15 protein-coding genes are annotated in these 17171 nt (G+C 75.3%); 6 read left to right on the top strand and 9 right to left on the bottom strand.

All coding sequences use genetic code 11. The features are described 5' to 3' along the window. The 3 genes from ACFVXH_RS21625 to ACFVXH_RS21615 form a co-directional block, all read right to left on the bottom strand. The gene (locus ACFVXH_RS21625) at positions 1-1362 is read right to left on the bottom strand and encodes a hypothetical protein (protein ID WP_234348701.1); all 1362 of its coding nucleotides are present in this window, start codon (positions 1360-1362) and stop codon (positions 1-3) included. A gap of 293 nt (positions 1363-1655) precedes the next feature. Next, positions 1656-2651, bottom strand: coding sequence for a glutamate ABC transporter substrate-binding protein (locus ACFVXH_RS21620; protein WP_387826137.1), 996 nt, complete (start codon positions 2649-2651; stop codon positions 1656-1658). Between the two features lie 22 nt (positions 2652-2673). After that, positions 2674-4215, bottom strand: coding sequence for a hypothetical protein (locus ACFVXH_RS21615; protein WP_387826134.1), 1542 nt, complete (start codon positions 4213-4215; stop codon positions 2674-2676). A 370-nt stretch (positions 4216-4585) separates the two neighbouring features. Between ACFVXH_RS21615 and ACFVXH_RS21610 the strand changes: the two genes are divergently transcribed. After that, complete coding sequence (locus ACFVXH_RS21610; RefSeq protein ID WP_049649370.1) at positions 4586-5161, top strand: nucleosidase; 576 nt, start codon at positions 4586-4588, stop codon at positions 5159-5161. Between the two features lie 107 nt (positions 5162-5268). On the opposite strand, the gene ACFVXH_RS21605 is transcribed toward ACFVXH_RS21610, so the two are convergent. Continuing rightward, a complete protein-coding gene (locus ACFVXH_RS21605) occupies positions 5269-6201 on the bottom strand; it encodes a sigma-70 family RNA polymerase sigma factor (RefSeq protein WP_387826131.1) in 933 nt (310 codons plus the stop codon). Positions 6202-6304: 103 nt separating this feature from the next. Here ACFVXH_RS21605 and ACFVXH_RS21600 point away from each other — a divergent pair, with 103 nt between their 5' ends. Further along, positions 6305-7087 carry an SDR family oxidoreductase gene (locus tag ACFVXH_RS21600; RefSeq protein WP_387826128.1) on the top strand — a complete coding sequence of 261 codons (783 nt, stop codon included), beginning with the start codon at positions 6305-6307 and terminating at the stop codon, positions 7085-7087. A gap of 225 nt (positions 7088-7312) precedes the next feature. On the opposite strand, the gene ACFVXH_RS21595 is transcribed toward ACFVXH_RS21600, so the two are convergent. Beyond that, on the bottom strand, positions 7313-7963 hold the full coding sequence (locus ACFVXH_RS21595) for a cysteine hydrolase family protein (protein ID WP_338016376.1): 651 nt from the start codon (positions 7961-7963) through the stop codon (positions 7313-7315). Positions 7964-7978: 15 nt separating this feature from the next. Here ACFVXH_RS21595 and ACFVXH_RS21590 point away from each other — a divergent pair, with 15 nt between their 5' ends. After that, the gene (locus ACFVXH_RS21590) at positions 7979-8941 is read left to right on the top strand and encodes a GlxA family transcriptional regulator (RefSeq protein ID WP_074005563.1); all 963 of its coding nucleotides are present in this window, start codon (positions 7979-7981) and stop codon (positions 8939-8941) included. 29 nt (positions 8942-8970) lie between these two features. Here the strand turns inward: ACFVXH_RS21590 and ACFVXH_RS21585 are convergent, their stop codons facing one another. Further along, entirely contained in the window at positions 8971-10176 is a 1206-nt protein-coding gene (locus tag ACFVXH_RS21585; protein ID WP_387826124.1) for an MFS transporter, read from the bottom strand. A gap of 162 nt (positions 10177-10338) precedes the next feature. On the opposite strand from ACFVXH_RS21585, the gene ACFVXH_RS21580 reads away from it, so the two are divergent. Further along, complete coding sequence (locus ACFVXH_RS21580) at positions 10339-11190, top strand: helix-turn-helix domain-containing protein (RefSeq protein WP_387826121.1); 852 nt, start codon at positions 10339-10341, stop codon at positions 11188-11190. Positions 11191-11421: 231 nt separating this feature from the next. On the opposite strand, the gene ACFVXH_RS21575 is transcribed toward ACFVXH_RS21580, so the two are convergent. From ACFVXH_RS21575 to ACFVXH_RS21565, 3 genes are all read right to left on the bottom strand, one after another. Next, a complete protein-coding gene (locus tag ACFVXH_RS21575; protein WP_387826119.1) occupies positions 11422-12972 on the bottom strand; it encodes an AMP-binding protein in 1551 nt (516 codons plus the stop codon). A gap of 172 nt (positions 12973-13144) precedes the next feature. Then, positions 13145-13660 (bottom strand): hypothetical protein, encoded by a 516-nt coding sequence (locus ACFVXH_RS21570; protein WP_074005567.1) that lies wholly within the window; start codon positions 13658-13660, stop codon positions 13145-13147. Between the two features lie 316 nt (positions 13661-13976). After that, positions 13977-14726 (bottom strand): SDR family oxidoreductase, encoded by a 750-nt coding sequence (locus ACFVXH_RS21565; protein ID WP_074005568.1) that lies wholly within the window; start codon positions 14724-14726, stop codon positions 13977-13979. A 118-nt stretch (positions 14727-14844) separates the two neighbouring features. Between ACFVXH_RS21565 and ACFVXH_RS21560 the strand changes: the two genes are divergently transcribed. Continuing rightward, positions 14845-16230: an aspartate aminotransferase family protein gene (locus ACFVXH_RS21560; protein WP_387826115.1), complete on the top strand. Its 1386-nt coding sequence runs from the start codon at positions 14845-14847 to the stop codon at positions 16228-16230. 174 nt (positions 16231-16404) lie between these two features. Next, complete coding sequence (locus ACFVXH_RS21555; protein ID WP_387826113.1) at positions 16405-17139, top strand: alpha/beta fold hydrolase; 735 nt, start codon at positions 16405-16407, stop codon at positions 17137-17139. Positions 17140-17171 lie beyond the last annotated feature (32 nt).

Raw genomic sequence — 17171 nt, 5'->3', positions numbered from 1 at the left:
TCAGCCCCCCTGGACCTGTCCGTCGGCCGGCTCCTGGCCGGCCGCCTCCTGTGCCTGCCCGGCCTCGGTCTGGGCCGGGCGCAGCGACTGCTGGAACCGGGCCACCGCGGCGGCCGCCGCCCGCAGGTCGCAGGGCGCGCTCCACAGCAGCCAGCGCGCCTTCTCGTACCGTTCGATCACTTCCGGGTCCTCGGAGACCCGCAGCCGGGCCGCCATCGCCTTGTAGGCGTCCAGCCGGCCGCGCAGCTCGGCCCGGACAGCCAGCGGCTGGGTCACCTCGGTGAGCGACTGCCGGGCCCGGCCCAGCTCCTTGGCGGCGGCGTCCTCCAGCGTGTCCAGCAGCGGCGCCAGCCGGCCCCACTGCCCGGCCTGGCGCAGGTCCAGGGCCGCGACGATCCGTTCGCGCAGCGCCGAGGCCGGTCCGGGCACCGCCGGGACGTCGCTGGACGCTATCTTCGCCAGCACCTCGCCGCGCGCCCGGCGGGCCTCGGCCAGGGTGGCGTCGGCCCGCTGGAGGAGGTCGCCGACGCCCTGGAGGCGCTCCTCGGCCTCGTCGCGCAGCCGCAGCAGGTCCTCCAGCTCCAGCCGGACGCCGTCCAGCGCCCGCCCGGCCCGGTCGAACCGCTCGGTGTCGACCACCCCGGCCGGGCCGGCGAAGGCCGAGCCCTCCGGGACGGTGCCGCGCTGGGCGGGCACCCGGGCCGGGCGCCACAGCGCCAGCGGGTCCCCGTGGACCTCGGCGCGCAGCCCGGTGAGGTCCTGCTCGATCCCGGCCAGGTCGTCGCCCAGCGGGTGGCTCCCGGTGCGCACGCCGAGCGAGGCGGCGAGGGTGCGCACCCGCTGGAGCTCGGCCAGCAGCAGGTCGATCCGGGCGGGCAGCGCCGACCAGACGGCGTCGGCGGCGCTGACCACCTCCAGCACGGTGGCGTACCAGGAGTTCATCCGGACCATCAGCGCGTCCAGGCTGATCCGCTCGACCAGCCTGGCCGGCGCGCCGAGCACCTGCGGGCCGTCCGGCACCACCCCGCCGGGGACGGTCACCGCGTCGCCGGTCAGCAGTTCGCTCAGCTCGGCCAGTTCGGGTGCGCCGGGCTTGGCCTTGCGGGCCCGGACGGCGCGCGCCGAGGCCAGCGCCTCGGAGTAGCGGTCGAACAGCGCCCAGAGCAGGGGCAGGCCCTTGCCGGCGACGGACCAGCGCTCCAGGGTGCGTCCGGACAGCTCGGCGCCGTCCAGCAGCCGCAGGCCCGAGTGGTCCTGGAGGGCGAGCAGCGCCGACTCGACCGCGTCCCGCTCCGCGCCGAGGCGGGCGAGCGCGCGGTCGACCTCCTCCCGGTTCAGTACCGGGCCAGCCGATGCCGCCACCGCGGTGTCCTTCCTTCCTCGCGTGCGATCCCGACGTGCCTGACGTTCCTGACGTACCTGACGTGCTGGACGTACCGGACGTGCGGTCCCACGACAACCCCCGTGTCCACCACCGGTCTCCCCGTGGTGATCGTCCCGAACCCTAGCCGGTGGCCGTTCGGGCGGAGCGGGCGCGGGGCGTCAAGGCACCGTCAACGCCCCGCTGACGGCCCGCGCGCTACCTCCCCCGCGCCGTCCCCCGCGTCGCCCCCGGACCGGCCCGGGGCGGACCCCGGGGCGGCCCCGACTCCGGCTCAGCGGGTGCCCGGCCAGTAGCGGTCGGCCTCGTTGAGCATGTACGGCTTGAGCCAGTGCTCGTACGAACGGGCCCAGTCGCCGCGCGCGTAGTAGTCGGCCAGGACCTGGTTGACGCGGGCGGTCAGGTCGGTGCTGTCCTTCAGCATGGCGACGCCGACCACCTCCGGCTGGGCCTCGCCGTCCACGATCCGCACGGTCTGGTCCTGCGCGGCCTGACCGGCCGCCAGGCCGTTGTCGGTCATGGTCGCGTCGACCTTGCCGAGCTGCATCAGGACCAGGCAGTCCAGCTGGTTCTCCACCGTGACGACCTGCCGGGCGGTCTTCTTCTCCGTGACCACGGTCAGCGCGGTGGAGCCGGCGGCGGCGCAGACCCGCTGGTCCTTGACGGCGTCGTCGATGTTCTTCGCCGGCGAGGCCGTCGGCACCAGGACGCGCTGGGTGATGTTGAAGTACGGCTTGGAGAAGGCGACGTCCTCCATCCGCTTGCAGTTGATCGTCATGGTGCGGACGATCAGGTCGACCCGGCCCTTCTTGATGGCGTCGATCCGGTCGGCCGTGGCCACCGGCTTGAGCACCACCTTCTCCGGGTCGCCCATGACGGCCGCGCCGATCGCCCGGGCGAGGTCGATGTCGAAGCCCTCGATCTGGCCGGTGTTCGGGTTGCGGGCGCCCCAGCGGTAGCTGTTCTGGTCCACGCCGATCACCAGGCTGCGCCTGGCCTTGATGGCCTTCACGGCCGGGCCGTCGTCGGTGCTCGGCGGCACGCTCTTCGTGACGTCGCAGCCGTCGGCCTGCTCCTGCTGCTCCTGCTGGTCCTGCTTCGTCCGGTGCAGGGCCGCCGGCGCGGCGCCGACCGGGCCGCCCCCGGCGAGCACGGCCGCGCCGGCCGCCAGCAGGGCCACCGCGACGGCGGGCCTGGTCCTCCTCCCGGAACCGCCGGAACGGCCGGAACCACTGGAACCTCTGAAGCTCCTGAAACCCCTGGTGCGCATCGGTCGCTCTCCCCCTTGCCCGTTACCGGTACTCGGCCAGTCGCCGGCCCAGGCCGCGCAGCGCGGCGGCCGCGGCCACCAGGCCGAGCAGCGCGGCGGCGACGGCGGCGGTGCGCAGGTCCCCGCCGGTGCCCTCGGCGGCCTGCTTGAAGCGGTCCTGCTCGATGTCGGCGGCCTGGGCGAGCGCCTTGTCGGTGGCGTTGAAGGAGGCGTCGGCGGTGGCCGCGTCGCCCTTGGCCGTCACGGTGGCCTCCAGCGCGCCCTGGTAGTCGGCCTCGAACACCTCCCGCTTCCGGGCCTCATCGTGCCGTTTGCGCCACTCGTCGAACTGCTTGGCGGCCTCCCGGACGCCCGGCTGGGCGGCCGAGGGGGCCAGGCGGAGGGCCTCCGGCAGCGAGCCGGCGGACCGGTCCGCCGGGACGTCGGTGGTTCCGGCGAGGTCTCCGACGGCCTTCGTCCACTGGTCGGCGTACTTGGTGGTCGAGCCGCGGGCGACGAAGTGGAGGTTCTCCGCCAGCCGGGCGGTCAGTACGTCCGCCCGGGCGGTGTTGAGCGCCTTCAGCGGGGCCGCGCCTTCGTGGACGCTCCGCTTGAGCGCCGCGCTGGTGGTCAGACCGGTGACGGCCAGCCACAGCCCGCCGGCCAGGACGGCGGCGGTGGCGCCCAGCAGCCCGATGTTGAACACCCGGTTGGTGCGGCGGAACAGCGTGAGCTGCACCCAGGCCAGCGCGGCCAGGGTGACCAGCGCCAGGCCGTACGCCCCCCACGGCACCGCCTTGGCCTCGGCGTAGTCGTCGGCCAGCTCCTGGTTCTCGGCCGCGGCCAGTTCGGCGGCGGCCGGCAGCAGCACGGTCTGCATCTGCTCGGAGGCGTACCGCAGGTAGGCGCCGCCGAGCGGGATGCCCTGCCGGTTGTCGGCCCGCGCGGTCTCCACCAGGCCGGCGTAGGCGGGGAGTTGCTGGTTCAGCCGGGAGAGCGAGCCCTGGGCGGGCGAGGTCGCGGTGGTCCGGGCGGCAGCCTGGGCGATCAGCTTGGCGGCGGTGGCGATGTCCTGCTCGTAGCGGGTGCGGACCGCGTCGGGCTCGGCGCCGGCCAGCAGGAAGCCGCTCGCCGCGGTGGTGGCGGCGTCGGCCAGGCTGCGGTGGATCTCGGCGGCGTCCCGGCTGAGCGGCTGGCTGTACGAGACCACCCGGTCGGCGGCCTGCGCCCTGGTCTCCAGCTGCCAGGCGGTGAGCCCGCCGAAGGCGACGGTGAGCACCGCGAGCACCACGCCGGCCAGTCGCAGCCGCCCTGGGGGCGTGCGGGTGGCCTGTGCGAGCCGGGCGCGCACGCCGGTGGCGACGGCCGCCGGAGGGCGCTTCTCGGGCGCCCCACCGGGTCTGGCCGCCGGGGGCGCCCCGCCGGACTTCGCGAGCGGTGCCGATCCGGGGACGGCCGGTGCCCCCGGTGCGGCCGCCGCCACCGGCACGGCCGTCGCCACCGCGGCGCCCGGCGCCCCCGGCAGCTGGTTCGGCCGTGCCGGGAACGCGGCGCCGGACGCGCCGTTGCCTACTGGTGTTGCCACCCGCCTCATCCTCCCCTGGGGCCGGGCCCGTCCCCGGGGCCCGACCGATGGCAGCAGTATGGCCGTGACTCCCCCCGACCACACCTGACTTGCGCCGATCTTGAGCATGTCGTGCACGTCCCCCGGACGGCCCGTGGCACCGGCGCGGCCGGTGCCGTCGGCGCCGCCGGTGCGGCCCGTACGGTCCCGTATGGCCCGTACGGTTCGTGCCGCTCCCGCCGGTCGTCTCCTGCCGGTCGTCCCGAGAGGTGGCGAACCGTCCGACGCGGGCCGCACCCTACGCGGTTCCCCCGGCCGGGCGGAGCGCGGGGGTCCGGTTGCGGGCGGGCTTTCCCGGGTGCGGCGACCCCTCGCTCCGTACGATGGAGGTATGCGCCTGCTTGGAACGATCTCGCCCGACCGTCCGCTGCTCGTCGTCGCCGTGCGCGAGGAGGCCGCCCACCTGGACGACCGCCTGCCCGTGCTGCTCACCGGGATAGGGAAGGTCAACGCCGCCGTCGCGCTGGCCACCGTCCTCGCGCAGGGCGAGAAGCCGTCCGAGGTGATCAACCTCGGTACGGCCGGCGCGCTGCGCCCCGGCTGGGAGGGCACCCACCACGTGGTCCAGGTGATCCAGCACGACCTCGACACCGCCGCCCTGCACGCGCTCACCGGGCGTGAGTACGGGGCCCCGCTGGTGATCGGCAAGGGCGACGGCCCGGTGCTGGCCACCGGCGACCTCTTCGTCTCCGACACGGACGCCCGCGACCGGCTCGCCGAGCACGCCGACCTGGTGGACATGGAGGGCTACGCCGTCGCCACCGTCGCCCACCGCGCCGGGCTGCCGGTGCGGCTGGTCAAGCACGTCAGCGACCAGGCCGGGGACGGTGCGGAGCACAGCTGGAAGGAGGCGGTGGACGACTGCGCCCGGAAGCTGGCCGACTGGGTGGTCGCGCAGGGCTGGTGACGTCCTCTCAGGGGCTGGTCAGGGTGGCGCGGTGACCGGGGGGAACGCAGGGCCGACCGGGCTTGACCGGGGAGGGCGCGGCCGCCCTCCCCGCCCCGCCTCCCGGGTCAGCCGTTCCGGAAGTCGGTGAGGTCCAGGCCCGCCAGCCGCTCCGGGTCGGTGAGCACGTCGATCGCGACGATCGCGCCGTCCACCACGGTGAACGCCATGACCGACAGCGGCCGGCCGTTGTCGCCGATGACCACCGCGCCCGCGGTGCCGTTGACCAGCGCCGGGCGGGCGAACGGCGACAGCGTGCCCCACAGGACGGCCTGGCCGGCCACCGTGCCGGCGCCCGAGAGCACCACGGTGTGCCGGGCCAGCAGCGCGCCGCCGTCCGAGCGCAGCACCACGTCCGGGTCGAGCACGGCGAGCAGCGCGTCCAGGTCGCCGTTGCGGGCGGCGGCGAAGAACGCGTCCACGGCCGCCCGCTGCCGGCCGAGGTCCGGGTCGGGCGCGGGCGCCTGCCCCTGCACCTTGCGGCGGGCCCGGCTGGCCAGCTGGCGGGTGGCGGCGGCGGTCTTCTCGATCAGCGGGGCGATCTCCTCGAACGGCACCGCGAACAGGTCGTGCAGCACGAAGGCGACCCGCTCGGCCGGTGACAGCGACTCCATCACCACCATCAGCGCCAGCCCGACCGAGTCCGCGAGCATCACCTCCTGCTCCGGGTCCACCACGCCCTCGCGCCGCAGCAGCGGGTCCGGGATGCGCGGCGGGCCCGGCTCGCCGCCCGGCCCGGCGGGCTCCAGCGGCTCCTCGCGGCGCAGGGCGCGGGTGCGCAGCAGGTTCAGGCAGACCCGGGAGACCACCGTGGTCAGCCAGCCGCCGAGGTTGTCCACCCCGGCGGTGTCGGTGCGGTCGTAGCGGAGCCAGGCCTCCTGGAGGGCGTCCTCGGCCTCGCTGATCGAGCCGAGCATCCGGTACGCGACCGCGCGCAGGTGCGGGCGGTGCTCCTCGAAGAGCGCGGTCCGGGAGGATTCCCCGTCCACCTTCTCGTCCACGTGTCACATTCCTTCGTCGCCGGGGGTCAGGGCAGCAGGAGTCACCCAACAACGGCCGCGGCGGGGAGATCAACTCCCCTCCCGGGACGAATCGGAGACGGTCATGACGAAGAACACGGTGCTGGTCACCGGAGGTACCGGGACCCTGGGCCGGCAGGTGGTCCCGCTGCTGCGCGCGGCCGGGCTGCCGGTGCGGGTGCTCAGCCGGCGGGAGCGCCCGGACGCCGACGGCGTCGCGTACGTGCGCGGCGACCTGCTCGGCGACCCGGCGACGGCGGCCGCCCGGCTGGACGAGGCGCTGGCGGGCGTGGACACCGTGCTGCACCTCGCGGGCGGCCCCAAGGGCGACGACGTCGCCACCCGGCTGCTGGTCGCCGCCGCCCGGCGGGCCGGGGTGCGGCACCTGGTGTACATCTCGGTGATCGGCGCGGACCGGCTGCCGCTCGGCTACTTCCGGGCCAAGCACGCCGCCGAGCGGGCGGTGGCCGAATCGGGCCTGCCGTACACGATCCTGCGGGCCGCGCAGTTCCACGACCTGGCGTTCACGGTGGCGGAGAAGACGGCCCGGCTGCCGCTCGTCCCGGCCCCCGGCGGGGTCCGCTGGCAGCCCGTGGACGTACGGGAAGTCGCCGCCCGGCTGGTGGAGTTGGCGCTGGGCGAGCCGGCCGGGGCGGTGCCCGACCTGGCCGGTCCGACGGTGTACGCGATGGAGGAGCTGACCCGCGGCTACCTCGCGGCGCGCGGCCGCAGCCGCCGGCGGCTGCCGCTCCGGGTGCCGGGCAAGGTCGGGCGGGCGTACCGGGCGGGGGAGAACCTGGCCCCGGCGGGCGCCGACCACGGGCGGCGGACCTGGGAGGAGTACCTGGCGGAGCGGCTGGCGGCCTGACGGCTGCCCGTCGTGGTCCGTGGGGTGGCCGCCGCGTCCCTCCTCGACGCCGTCCGCGCCGACTCCGCCGCCGCGCTCGGGCTCAGCGGCCCCCCGGCCGCCGTGCTCGGGCCCGACGTCCCCCGGCCTTCGGGGCCCTGGCGCGGCTGCGGGAGCTCGCGCTGGGCCCCGGGGCGTCGTACGTGCTGCTCAATGCCGAGGAGGGCAACGCCTACGAGCCGCTGTTCAGGCCCGGGCGGCTCCGGTGACGTCCTCGGTGGTCACCACCTTGGCGAAGCGCATCGCGTGCAGGGTGGCGGCCGTGGCGCGGGCGAGGTCGGCGGCCGGGATGGTGGTGCCGTCCGGGCCGGCCATGTCGAAGGAGTGCATGGCGTCGGTGGGGAAGATCGCGTCGTAGCCGAGGTTGCCGGCCATCCGGGCGGTGGTCTCGCAGCACACGTTGGTGATGATCCCGGTGACCACCACCTGCCGGGCGCCGCGCTCCTGCAGCCAGGCGTGCAGGTCGGGGGTGCCGTAGAAGGCGCTGTTGACGGTCTTGGTGACGTGCAGCGCCGGGGTGAGCCCGGCGACGAAGTCCTTCAGGTCGTGCCCCGGGGTGCCCCCGGCCAGCGGCGTGCCCGGGCCGTCGTGCTGCACGGTGACGATCGGGCGGTCGGTGTCCTGCCAGGCGGTGATCAGCTCGGCCATCCGCTGCTCGGCCTGCGGGTTGTCGCGGGGGCCGAAGGCGGGGGCCTCGAAGCCCTTCTGGACGTCGATGAGCAGCAGGACGGCGTCGGGGTCGAGGGCGAGGGGGGCGTCGAAGGCGTCGAGGTTCGTCATGCCGTCCATGGTGGTCGGCGGGGCCGGGGAGGCGTGATGGGCGGAGATGCCGACCATCGATAGATTCCTGCCATGCGTACGGTGGGTTGCCTGATCTTCGACGGTGTCCGGGCCTTCGACTACGCCGTGATCGGCGAGGTGTGGGCGAACCGGGCCATCCGGCCCGGCCAGCCCCTCTTCGACCTGCGGGTCTGCGGGCCGGAGGGCGCCCGGGTGCGGCTGGGCGGCGGGCTGGAGCGGCTCCCCGACCACGCCCTGGGCGCGCTCACCGACTGCGACCTGGTGGTGGTGCCGGGCGTCGAGGACCCGGGGGCCCGGCATACCCCGGAGGTCCTGGGCGCCCTGCGGGCCGTCGCCGCGGCGGGCGTCCCGATCGCCTCGCTCTGCGCGGGCGCCTTCGTCCTCGCCGAGGCCGGCCTGCTGGACGGCCGCGAGGCCACCACCCACTGGGCGCTCGCCCCCGAACTCGCCCGCCGCTTCCCGGCGGTGACGGTCCGGCCCGAGGTGCTCTTCACCGGCGGCGACGGCCTGTGGACCTCGGCCGGCGTCGCGGCGGGCATCGACCTCTGCCTGCACCTCGTCCGCACCGCCCACGGCCAGCGGGCCGCCGCCACCATCGCCCGCGCCATGGTCACCGCGCCCTTCCGGGCGGGCGGCCAGAACCAGTTCCTGCCCTCCCCGGTCCCGGACGCCGCCGTCGGCGACGACCCGCTGGCCCGCCTCCGCGCCGAGGTCCTGGCCTCCCTCGACACCCCCTGGACGGTGCGCCGGATGGCCGCCGCCGCCCTGATGTCCGAACGCACCTTCGCCCGCCGCTTCACCGCCACCACCGGCACCACCCCGATGCGCTGGCTCCTCGACCAGCGCGTCCTCACCGCCCAGCGCCTCCTGGAGGAGACCGACCTGCCCGTCGACACCGTCGCCACCCACTGCGGCTTCGCCTCCGCGGTCTCCCTGCGGCCGGTCTTCGTGGACCGGGTCGGCGTCGCCCCCCGCGAGTACCGTCGGGCCTTCCGCGGCCGCGAGGAGGGCTGAGCGGTTCGGACCGGCTGAACCGGTGGACGTCATCCGGGAGTTGATGGAGCGGTGGCGGGGCGGCGGGGGCCCGTTGCGGCGGAGAGGGCGAAGACCAGCAGGCCGAGGGCCGTCATGGCGGCGCCGGCGAGGTTGGTGAGGGGGAGGGCGGTGTCGGGGTGGGGGCCGCCGTGCTCGATGACGGCGGCGCCGAGCAGGGAGCCGAGGGTGATGCCCACGCCGAAGGCGGCGGTGTTGGCGGTGCCGACCAGGGCGGAGTCGCGGCCCGCGACCCGCAGGACGTAGGCCTGGGTCGGGGTGAGCAGGCCGAAGCCGCAGAAGCCGAGCAGGAAGAGGGTGGCCACGGCGGCGCCCTTGTGGTGGACGGTGGCGGTGAAGAGGGCGAGGGTGAGGGCGAGGGCCGCGAACAGGGCCGCCGTCATCGGGACGAGGGCGCGGTCGGCGGCCCGGCCGGCCAGCCAGTTGCCCGCGACCAGCCCGGCGCCGTAGACGGCCAGCAGCCAGACCACGTCGCCCGTTCCGAAGCCGGTGACGGCGGTCAGCATCGGCTGGACGAAGGTGAAGGAGGCGAACAGCCCGCCGAAGCCGACGGCCGTCGCGGCGAGGGCCAGCCAGAGGCGGAGGTCCGCGAAGACGGCCAGTTCGGCGCGGAGCGAGGGCGCGGCGGAGGCGGGGGCGTCGGTGGGGGCGGTGTCCGTGCGGGGGAGGAGCCGCAGCAGGCCGAGCAGTCCCGCCGCGCCGAACACGGCGACCAGCGCGAACGCCCCGCGCCAGCCCCAGGCCTGCCCGGCCAGGGTGCCGATCGGCAGGCCGAGCACGTTGGCCAGGCTCAGCCCGGTGAACACCAGGGCGATCGCGGCTCCCCGCCGGGCCGTCGGGACGAGCCGGGAGGCCACGACGGAGGCGACGCCGAAGAAGGCGGTGTGGGTGCACGCGGTGAGGAAGCGGGTGGCCAGGAGCAGGCCGAAGGTCGGCGCGAGGGCCGAGGCGAGGTTGCCCGCCGTGAACAGCAGCATCAGCAGGACGAGCAGGCGCCGGCGGGGCATCCGCAGGGTGAGCAGGGCGAGCGCCGGACCGCAGGCCTGGCCGACGGCGTAGGCGGTGGTGACCAGCCCGGCGCGGGCGACGGTGACGTCGAAGTCGGTGGCGAGGGAGGTCAGCAGGCCGTTCGTGACGAACTCGGTGGTGCCGACGGCGAAGGCGCTGAGGGCGAGCGCGAGCAGGGCGGGGGGCATGGCGGTGGAGGGTCCTTGGCTGGGGCGGGGCCGGGGCGCGGCCGGACGGGGCCATGCTCCGGCGCCCCGCGCGCCCCCGGCCAGCCACCTGTCGTTCCTACTCCTCGGAGGGTCACCCACGGCGCTGGCCTGCGGAAACCTTCCGCCGTAGCCTCGGTGGGCATGGGAGCCAACAGCGAGCTGGGCGAGTTCCTGCGCCTGTGCCGCGCCGCCGTCACCCCGGCCGAGCTGGACCTGCGCGTGCCGGCCGAGCACCGGCGGGTGGCCGGGCTGCGCCGGGAGGAGCTGGCCGGGCTGGCGGGCATCAGCGTCGCCTACTACACCCGGCTGGAGCAGGGGCGCAGCACCAACGCCTCGGACCAGGTGCTCGACGCGATCGCCCGCGTCCTGCGCCTGGACGCCACCCAGCGCACCCACCTGGGCGACCTCGCCCGCCGCCCGCCCCGGGCCGTACGGAGCCGCCCTCCGGTCGAGCAGCCGGACCCGCGCTCGGCGCACCTCCTCGCCTCGCTGGACCACGTGCCCGCCCTGCTGCTCGGCCGCCGCAACGACGTGCTCGCCTGGAACCGGCTCGGCCACGCGCTGCTCGCCGGACACCTCCCGTACGGGGCGCCGGACGATCCGGCCACCCGGCCGTCGATGAGCCGGCTGCTGTTCCTGGACCCGCGCACCCGCGCGCTCGAACGGGACTGGGAGCACTACGCCCGCACCCATGTCGGCTACCTGCGGCTGGTCGCCGGGCGGTATGGGGAGGACCGCGAGCTGGCCCGGCTGATCGGCGAACTCAGCATGAAGAGCCCGGAGTTCGCCGCCTGGTGGGCGGGTGGGAACGTGCGGGAGTGCACCTTCGGCAGCAGGACGCTGGACCATCCGGCGGTCGGGCCGCTGGAGGTGACGTACCAGGTGTGGCTCCAACCCGACCGGCCGGACCACCGGTTGGAGGTCTACACCCCCGGCCCGGACCCGGCCGCCGCGGCGGCGCTCGACGCGCTGGCGCGGTCGCGGCAGCCGTAGCGGGGGAGAAGGGGGAGGAGCCGACGGGGTGGCGGCCCTCAGCGCCGCCACCCCGTTGGCTTCTCGGCACGGGGCCCGTGGCGTGTTGAGCCAAACCCCACCTTGGGGTGAAGCCGGGTGGGGATTCCCGTGGGGACCGGTGCCGGTTCGGTGTGCGGCCGCCGCCACGGCCGCCACCCGGCGGCCGCGCACGGCGCGGTCCGGCGGGTGCGGTCCGGCGGGTGCGGGCCTTCAGGCCGTGGCGGCCGCGCGCAGCCGCTTCTTGTCCGGCTTGCCGACGGGCGTCAGCGGGATCTCGTCGACGAGGTGCAGCACCTCGGGGGCGAAGATCCGCCCCTTGCGCTCGGTGACGAACGCGCGGAGGGTGTCCAGGTCGGGCCGCTGCCCCGGGGCGGGGACGACGGCGACGTGGACGTGCTCCGCCTCCTGGTCGTCGCGGACGCCGAAGACGGCGCAGCGGGCGACCGCCGGGTGGGTGAGCAGGAGGTCCTCCACCTCGGAGGGGTAGACGTGGCCGCCGACCACGATGATCAGGTCCTTGACCCGGTCGGAGAGGTAGAGGTAGCCGTCCTCGTCGAAGTAGCCGACGTCCCCGGTGTTCAGCCAGCCGTCCCGGAGCACCGCGGCGGTGAGGTCGGGCCGCTTCCAGTACCCGGCCATGACGGCGTCGGAGCGCAGGTGGATCCCGCCCTGCTCGCCGGTCGGCAGGTCGGTGCCGTCGTCGGAGCGGATCGCCACCTCGACGCCCGGGACGGGCCGGCCGACCGGCACCTGGCCGCCGGGGCCGATCCGGTCGTGCTCCTGCGGGGTGAGGAAGGAGATCAGCTGGGCCTCCGACATCCCGTAGAGGCCGACCAGGACCGGCCCGAAGACCTTGAGCGCCTCGCGGATCCGGGTCGGTGAGGCGGCGCTGCCCCCGTAGGAGAGGTACCGCAGGCTGGACAGGTCGGTGCGGCCGATCGCCGGGTGGTCGAGCAGCTGGTGGAGCAGCGGCGGCAGCACCCAGAGGTCGGTGATGTGCTCGCGCTCGATGGCGGCCAGGACCGCGCCGGGCTCGAAGGAGCGCTGGAGGACCACCGTGCCGCCGTGCTGGAGGGTCAGGTCGGCGAAGATGCCGGCCAGGTGGGCGAGCGGGGTGGCGGCGAGGAGGCGGGGCGCGCCGGCGGCGGGGTCGCTGCCGATCGGGGCGTCGAAGATGCGGCGGTACGGTCCGTGCAGGCTGAGGATGCCCTTGGGGATGCCGGTGGTGCCGCCGGTGTGGCGGATGCTGAGGTCGTCCTCCGGCCCGACCCGGACGTCCGGGGCTTCGGCGGGGCGGTGGGCGGAGGCGGCGATGACGTCCTCGCCGAGGGCGGCGGGGTCGCCGCCGGGTCCGGGGCCGAGGGTGAGGACGGTCGGCACGTCGATCAGCGGGAGCAACTCGGCGGCCTCGGCGTACCGTTCGGCGTCCACGAGCAGCACGGTGGTGTCGACGCTCGCCGTGATCTCGGCCAGGACCGGGGTGCTCATGCCGTCGTACAGGTTCACCACCCGGGCGCCGGCGAGGCCCGCCGCGTACCGGGCGCTCAGGGCCTCGGGGGTGTTGCCGGTCAGCAGGGTCACGGTGGTGCCGAGGGCGGCGCCCCGGGCGATCAGCTCGTGGGCGAGGCGGTAGGCGGCGGCGGCGAAGTCGCCGGCGGTGATCTCGGCGCCGTCGGCGGTGACGACGGCCTGCCGGTCGGGATCGGAGGCGAGGGACTGGAGGATCAGAGCGGGACCGCTGACGAACTCCGCGTCGGGCATGGCTACTTCTTCCTTGTAGTTTGCAACCATGTCCACAGGCTAACCCCAACCTCCGCCCCTGGTTCGGGAACTGCCGAGGAGGGCCGAATGTGATCGTCCGTCACCCGGACAGGGGAATGATCGTGGGCGCGCGCCTGTTTCGGGGCGCACACCCGCTCAGGGGCCCGCGTGGTCAGAACGCCGCCGGGGGCCGGAGGGCGAGGTCGGTGGCGGTGGCCCAGTGCTCGGTCGCGGCGGTGACGATCGCGTAGCCGGGCTGGGAGGGGAGCCGGGAGATCAGGGCGCTGCGGCAGCCGTGGCTGCGGTGGACCTCGACGGGGACGGGGACGCCGTGGAGCCGGACCTCGCCGGGGGTGGGCGGGCCGTCCGGCGGGGCGAGGTGGATGCGGGGGTCGAGGCGGTCCGAATTCGCCAGGAAGGTGGAGAGTTGGGACTGCGGGGTGGTGAGGGAGCCCACCCGGTGGCCGGACGGGACGGGGCGCGAGGTCTGGACGACGGCCACGAGTTCGCCGTCCAGGTGGTAGTTGAGGTCGAGGTGGCAGAGGTAGCCGTCGGAGGACAGCCGCCCCAGCAGGAAGCGCCACCCGCGCGGGGCGTCGCGGAGCACGGCGATCTGCTCGCCCCACTCCTCGGCGGTCTCGCGGTGGGTCGGTATGCGGATGCCGTGCGGGCGGGTGTCGCGGAACAAGGGCTCCCCTAACGGGCTGGTGGTGACCGGGCGTCGGCACGATGATCGCGCCGCGAGGGGCACCGCGGGAGGGGGGGACGACTTTTCGGCCGTTCGCCGCGTCGGCGGATTGCTTCGGGCCGGGGTGGGACAGAAGCTTCGGGGCGTCGGCTTCGGCGGCGTCGCGGGGACATCCGGGCAACGGCCCGGTGAACCGCGGTCGACGCCGGTCGAACGGCAGCGGCAACCGGACGGGGGACGGGACATGGGTCAGGGCGGTGCCGCGACGTTCCGTGCGGGGGCGGCGCGGCGCCCGGCGCGATCCGAGAGATCGGCGCTAGCCGCGGCCCACGTACGGCATGGCGCTGGGCATGACCAGGACGGACTGGATGTTCACCCCGAGCGGCAGTCCGGCCATGGTCCGCACCATGTCGACCACGTGCCGCACGTCCATGGTCGGTTCGACCCGCCGTGAGCCGTCGGCCTGGAGGACGGCCGGCTGGGGGTGGTCGGGCGGGGTCACGTTCCCGATGTCGATCTGGCCGCAGGAGATGTCGTGGCGGCGGCCGTCCAGGGACAGCGAGCGGGTCAGCCCGGCCACCGCGTGCTTGGCGGCGGTGAAGGCGGCGGAGTCCGGGCGGGGCGTCTGTGCGGAAGGCGCGCCGTTGTTGATGATCCGTCCGCCGCGCGGGGTCTGACGCTTCATGATCCGGAAGGCCGCGCGCGAGCAGAGGAAGGTGCCGGTGGCGATGGAGTCCATCACGCGGTGCCAGTCCTCGACGGCCACGTCCTCGGTCGGGGTGTACGGCATGACGTCGGCGGCGTTGTTGAACAGGAGGTCCAGCCGTCCGAACCGTTCCTCGACGAACTCGAACAGGCCGTCCACGGCCACCGGGTCGGTGATGTCGGCGGGGAACGGGACGGCGCGGTCCCGGTCGGCGGGGGCGGCGAGCCCGGCCGTCTCCGCGAGCGGCTCCTTGCGGCGGCCGACCAGGACCACCGTCCAGCCGTCCGCCAGCAGGCCCAGCGCGCTCGCCCGCCCGATGCCGCGCCCCGCCCCGGTGACGACCGCCGTCCGCTCCGCCATGCCCCACGTCCCCTCTGCTCCGCTCTGCTCTGCTCGCGATGCCGTCCGGCAGGAACCCGTCCCTACGAAGGGCACCCCGAGCGTGCCCGGACAACCCTCGACCAAACAGGAGTCGCACATGAATGGCCGTAACCCGGCGGCGCAGTCGAACGGCCGCAGCCCGGCGCACGTGGATGTTCCCGACCCGGTACCGGGCCGGACCGACGGCAGCCGGCAGTGGTTCGAGCGGGCCAAGGAGTCGCTGGCGGGCGGCGTCAGCTCCTCCGCCCGGCTGACCTCGACCGGCCCCGACCCCTACCCGCTCTACCTGGTGGGCGGTTCGGGCGCGCGGGTCCGGGACGTCGACGGCAACACGTACGTGGACTACCTCGCCGGCTACGGGAGCGCGGTGCTGGGCCACGCCGACCGGCAGCTCGCCGAGGCGCTCGGCGCCGTCCTGGGCGCCGGCACGATGTTCGGCACCTGCAACACGGTGGAGGTCGAACTCGCCGAGCTGATCCGGGAGATGGTGCCCTGCGCGGAGCTGGTCCGGTTCGCCAACTCGGGCAGCGAGGCGGTGCAGGGGGCGGTGCGGGCCGCCCGTGGCTACACCGGGCGGTCCAAGGTGCTCAAGTTCGAGGGCCACTACCACGGTTGGTCGGACACCCTGGCCGTCTCCAACCGGCCCGACCCCGCCGAGGCCGGGCCGTACGGCGCGCCGCGCTCCGTGCCCCACTCGGCCGGCATCCCGGCCGGTGTCGTCGGCGACGTCGTGGTCTGCCCGTGGAACGACCCGGGAGCGCTGCGCGCGGTCCTGGACGCCCACCGGGGCGAACTCGCCGCCGTCGTCTGCGAACCGATCGTCGCCAACAACGCCTGCACCATGCCCGCGCCGGGGTACCTGGCGCTGCTGCGGGAGGAGTGCACGGCGCGCGGCATCGTGCTGGTCTTCGACGAGGTCTGCACCGGCTTCCGCACCGGCCCCGGCGGTGCCCAGGCGCTGTTCGGGGTCGTGCCGGACCTCGCCGTCTACGCCAAGGCGCTCGGCGGGGGCCTGCCGATCGCGGCCTTCGCGGGGCGGCGCGAGGTGATGGAGCCGGTGGCCGAGGGACGGGTGAAGCACGGCGGCACGTACAACGCCTCGCCGCTGTCCGCGACGGCCTCCCTGGTGACGCTGCGCAGGCTGAACCGGCCGGACACCGTGAAGCACATCGAGGAGAGCGGCCGACGGATCATGGAGGCCGTCCGGCGGGCCGCCCGGGACCGGGGCGTCCCCTGCGCGGTCCAGGGGGTGGGGGCGATGTTCCAGGTGGTGTTCACCGCCGACGGCGAGCCGACCCGGCACTACCGGGACCTGCTCCGCAGCGACCAGGCCCGCCACCACGCGTTCCGCCACGAGCTGCTCCGCCGGGGGATCCACGTCAACGCGTACGGGATGGCCTGCTGGTTCGTCTCGGCCGCCGTGACGGAGGACGACCTGGACGAGACCTGCGAGGCCGTGGAGGGCGCGTTCCGCACCCTGTGAGCCTGCGCTGTTTGCGCGGGAAGTCGGCGGGGCCGACTTCCCGCGCGCGGCCGGGCGGAGGCGGGCGGGTGCACCGGTGACTGTCGGAGGCGGGTCGTACACTCGCGCGCGGCAAGGGAGTTCCGGGAAACCGGAGTTGACCGGAGTTGACCGGCGTACGAGGGGGACTGTTCCATGGCGACGTTCGTGCTGATCCACGGCGCGGCTGCCGATTCCTGGTGCTGGGAGCCGCTGGCGGCCGAGCTGCGGGGGCGGGGCCACGAGGTGGTCGCGCCGGACCTGCCGTGCGAGGACGACACGGCCGGGCTGGCCGAGTACGCGGACGCGGCGGTGTCGGCGGTGTCGTCGTCGGATGCGTCGGCGGTGGCTTCTGAACGGCCGGCCGGCGACCGGACGGGCCCGCTCGTGGTCGTCGCGCACTCCTTCGGCGGCTTCACCGGCCCGCTGGTCTGCGCCCGGCTGCCGGTGGACCTGCTGGTCATGCTCCAGGCCCAGGTTCCGGCGCCGGGGGAGACGCCGGGCGCGTGGTGGGAGAACACCGGCTACCCGGAGGCCCGCCGCGAATCCGACCGCGCCAGGGGCGTGGCGGAGGGCGCGGAGGAGGACGAGCGCGCCCTCTTCCTGCACGACACCCCGCCCGCCCTGGCCGAGGAACTCCTCACCGAGCACGGGCGACGCCAGTCGGCCACGCCGTTCGGGACACCGTGGCCCCTGGAGGCCTGGCCGCAGGTGCCGACCAGGTTCCTGCTGGCCACCGGCGACCGCTTCTTCCCGCCCGCCTTCCTGCGCCGACTCGTCCAGGCGCGGCTCGGCCTCCGGCCGGACGAGATGCCGGGCGACCACCTCCCGATGCTCGGCCACCCGGAAGAACTGGCCGAGCGCCTGGAGGCCTACCTGGCGGCGCTGTAGCGGGCCCGCACCGCGCGGAAGGTCGGCGGCGC

Source organism: Kitasatospora sp. NPDC058184 (assembly GCF_042883725.1).
Classification (GTDB): domain Bacteria; phylum Actinomycetota; class Actinomycetes; order Streptomycetales; family Streptomycetaceae; genus Kitasatospora.
This window is presented reverse-complemented; position numbering and strand designations above follow the sequence as displayed.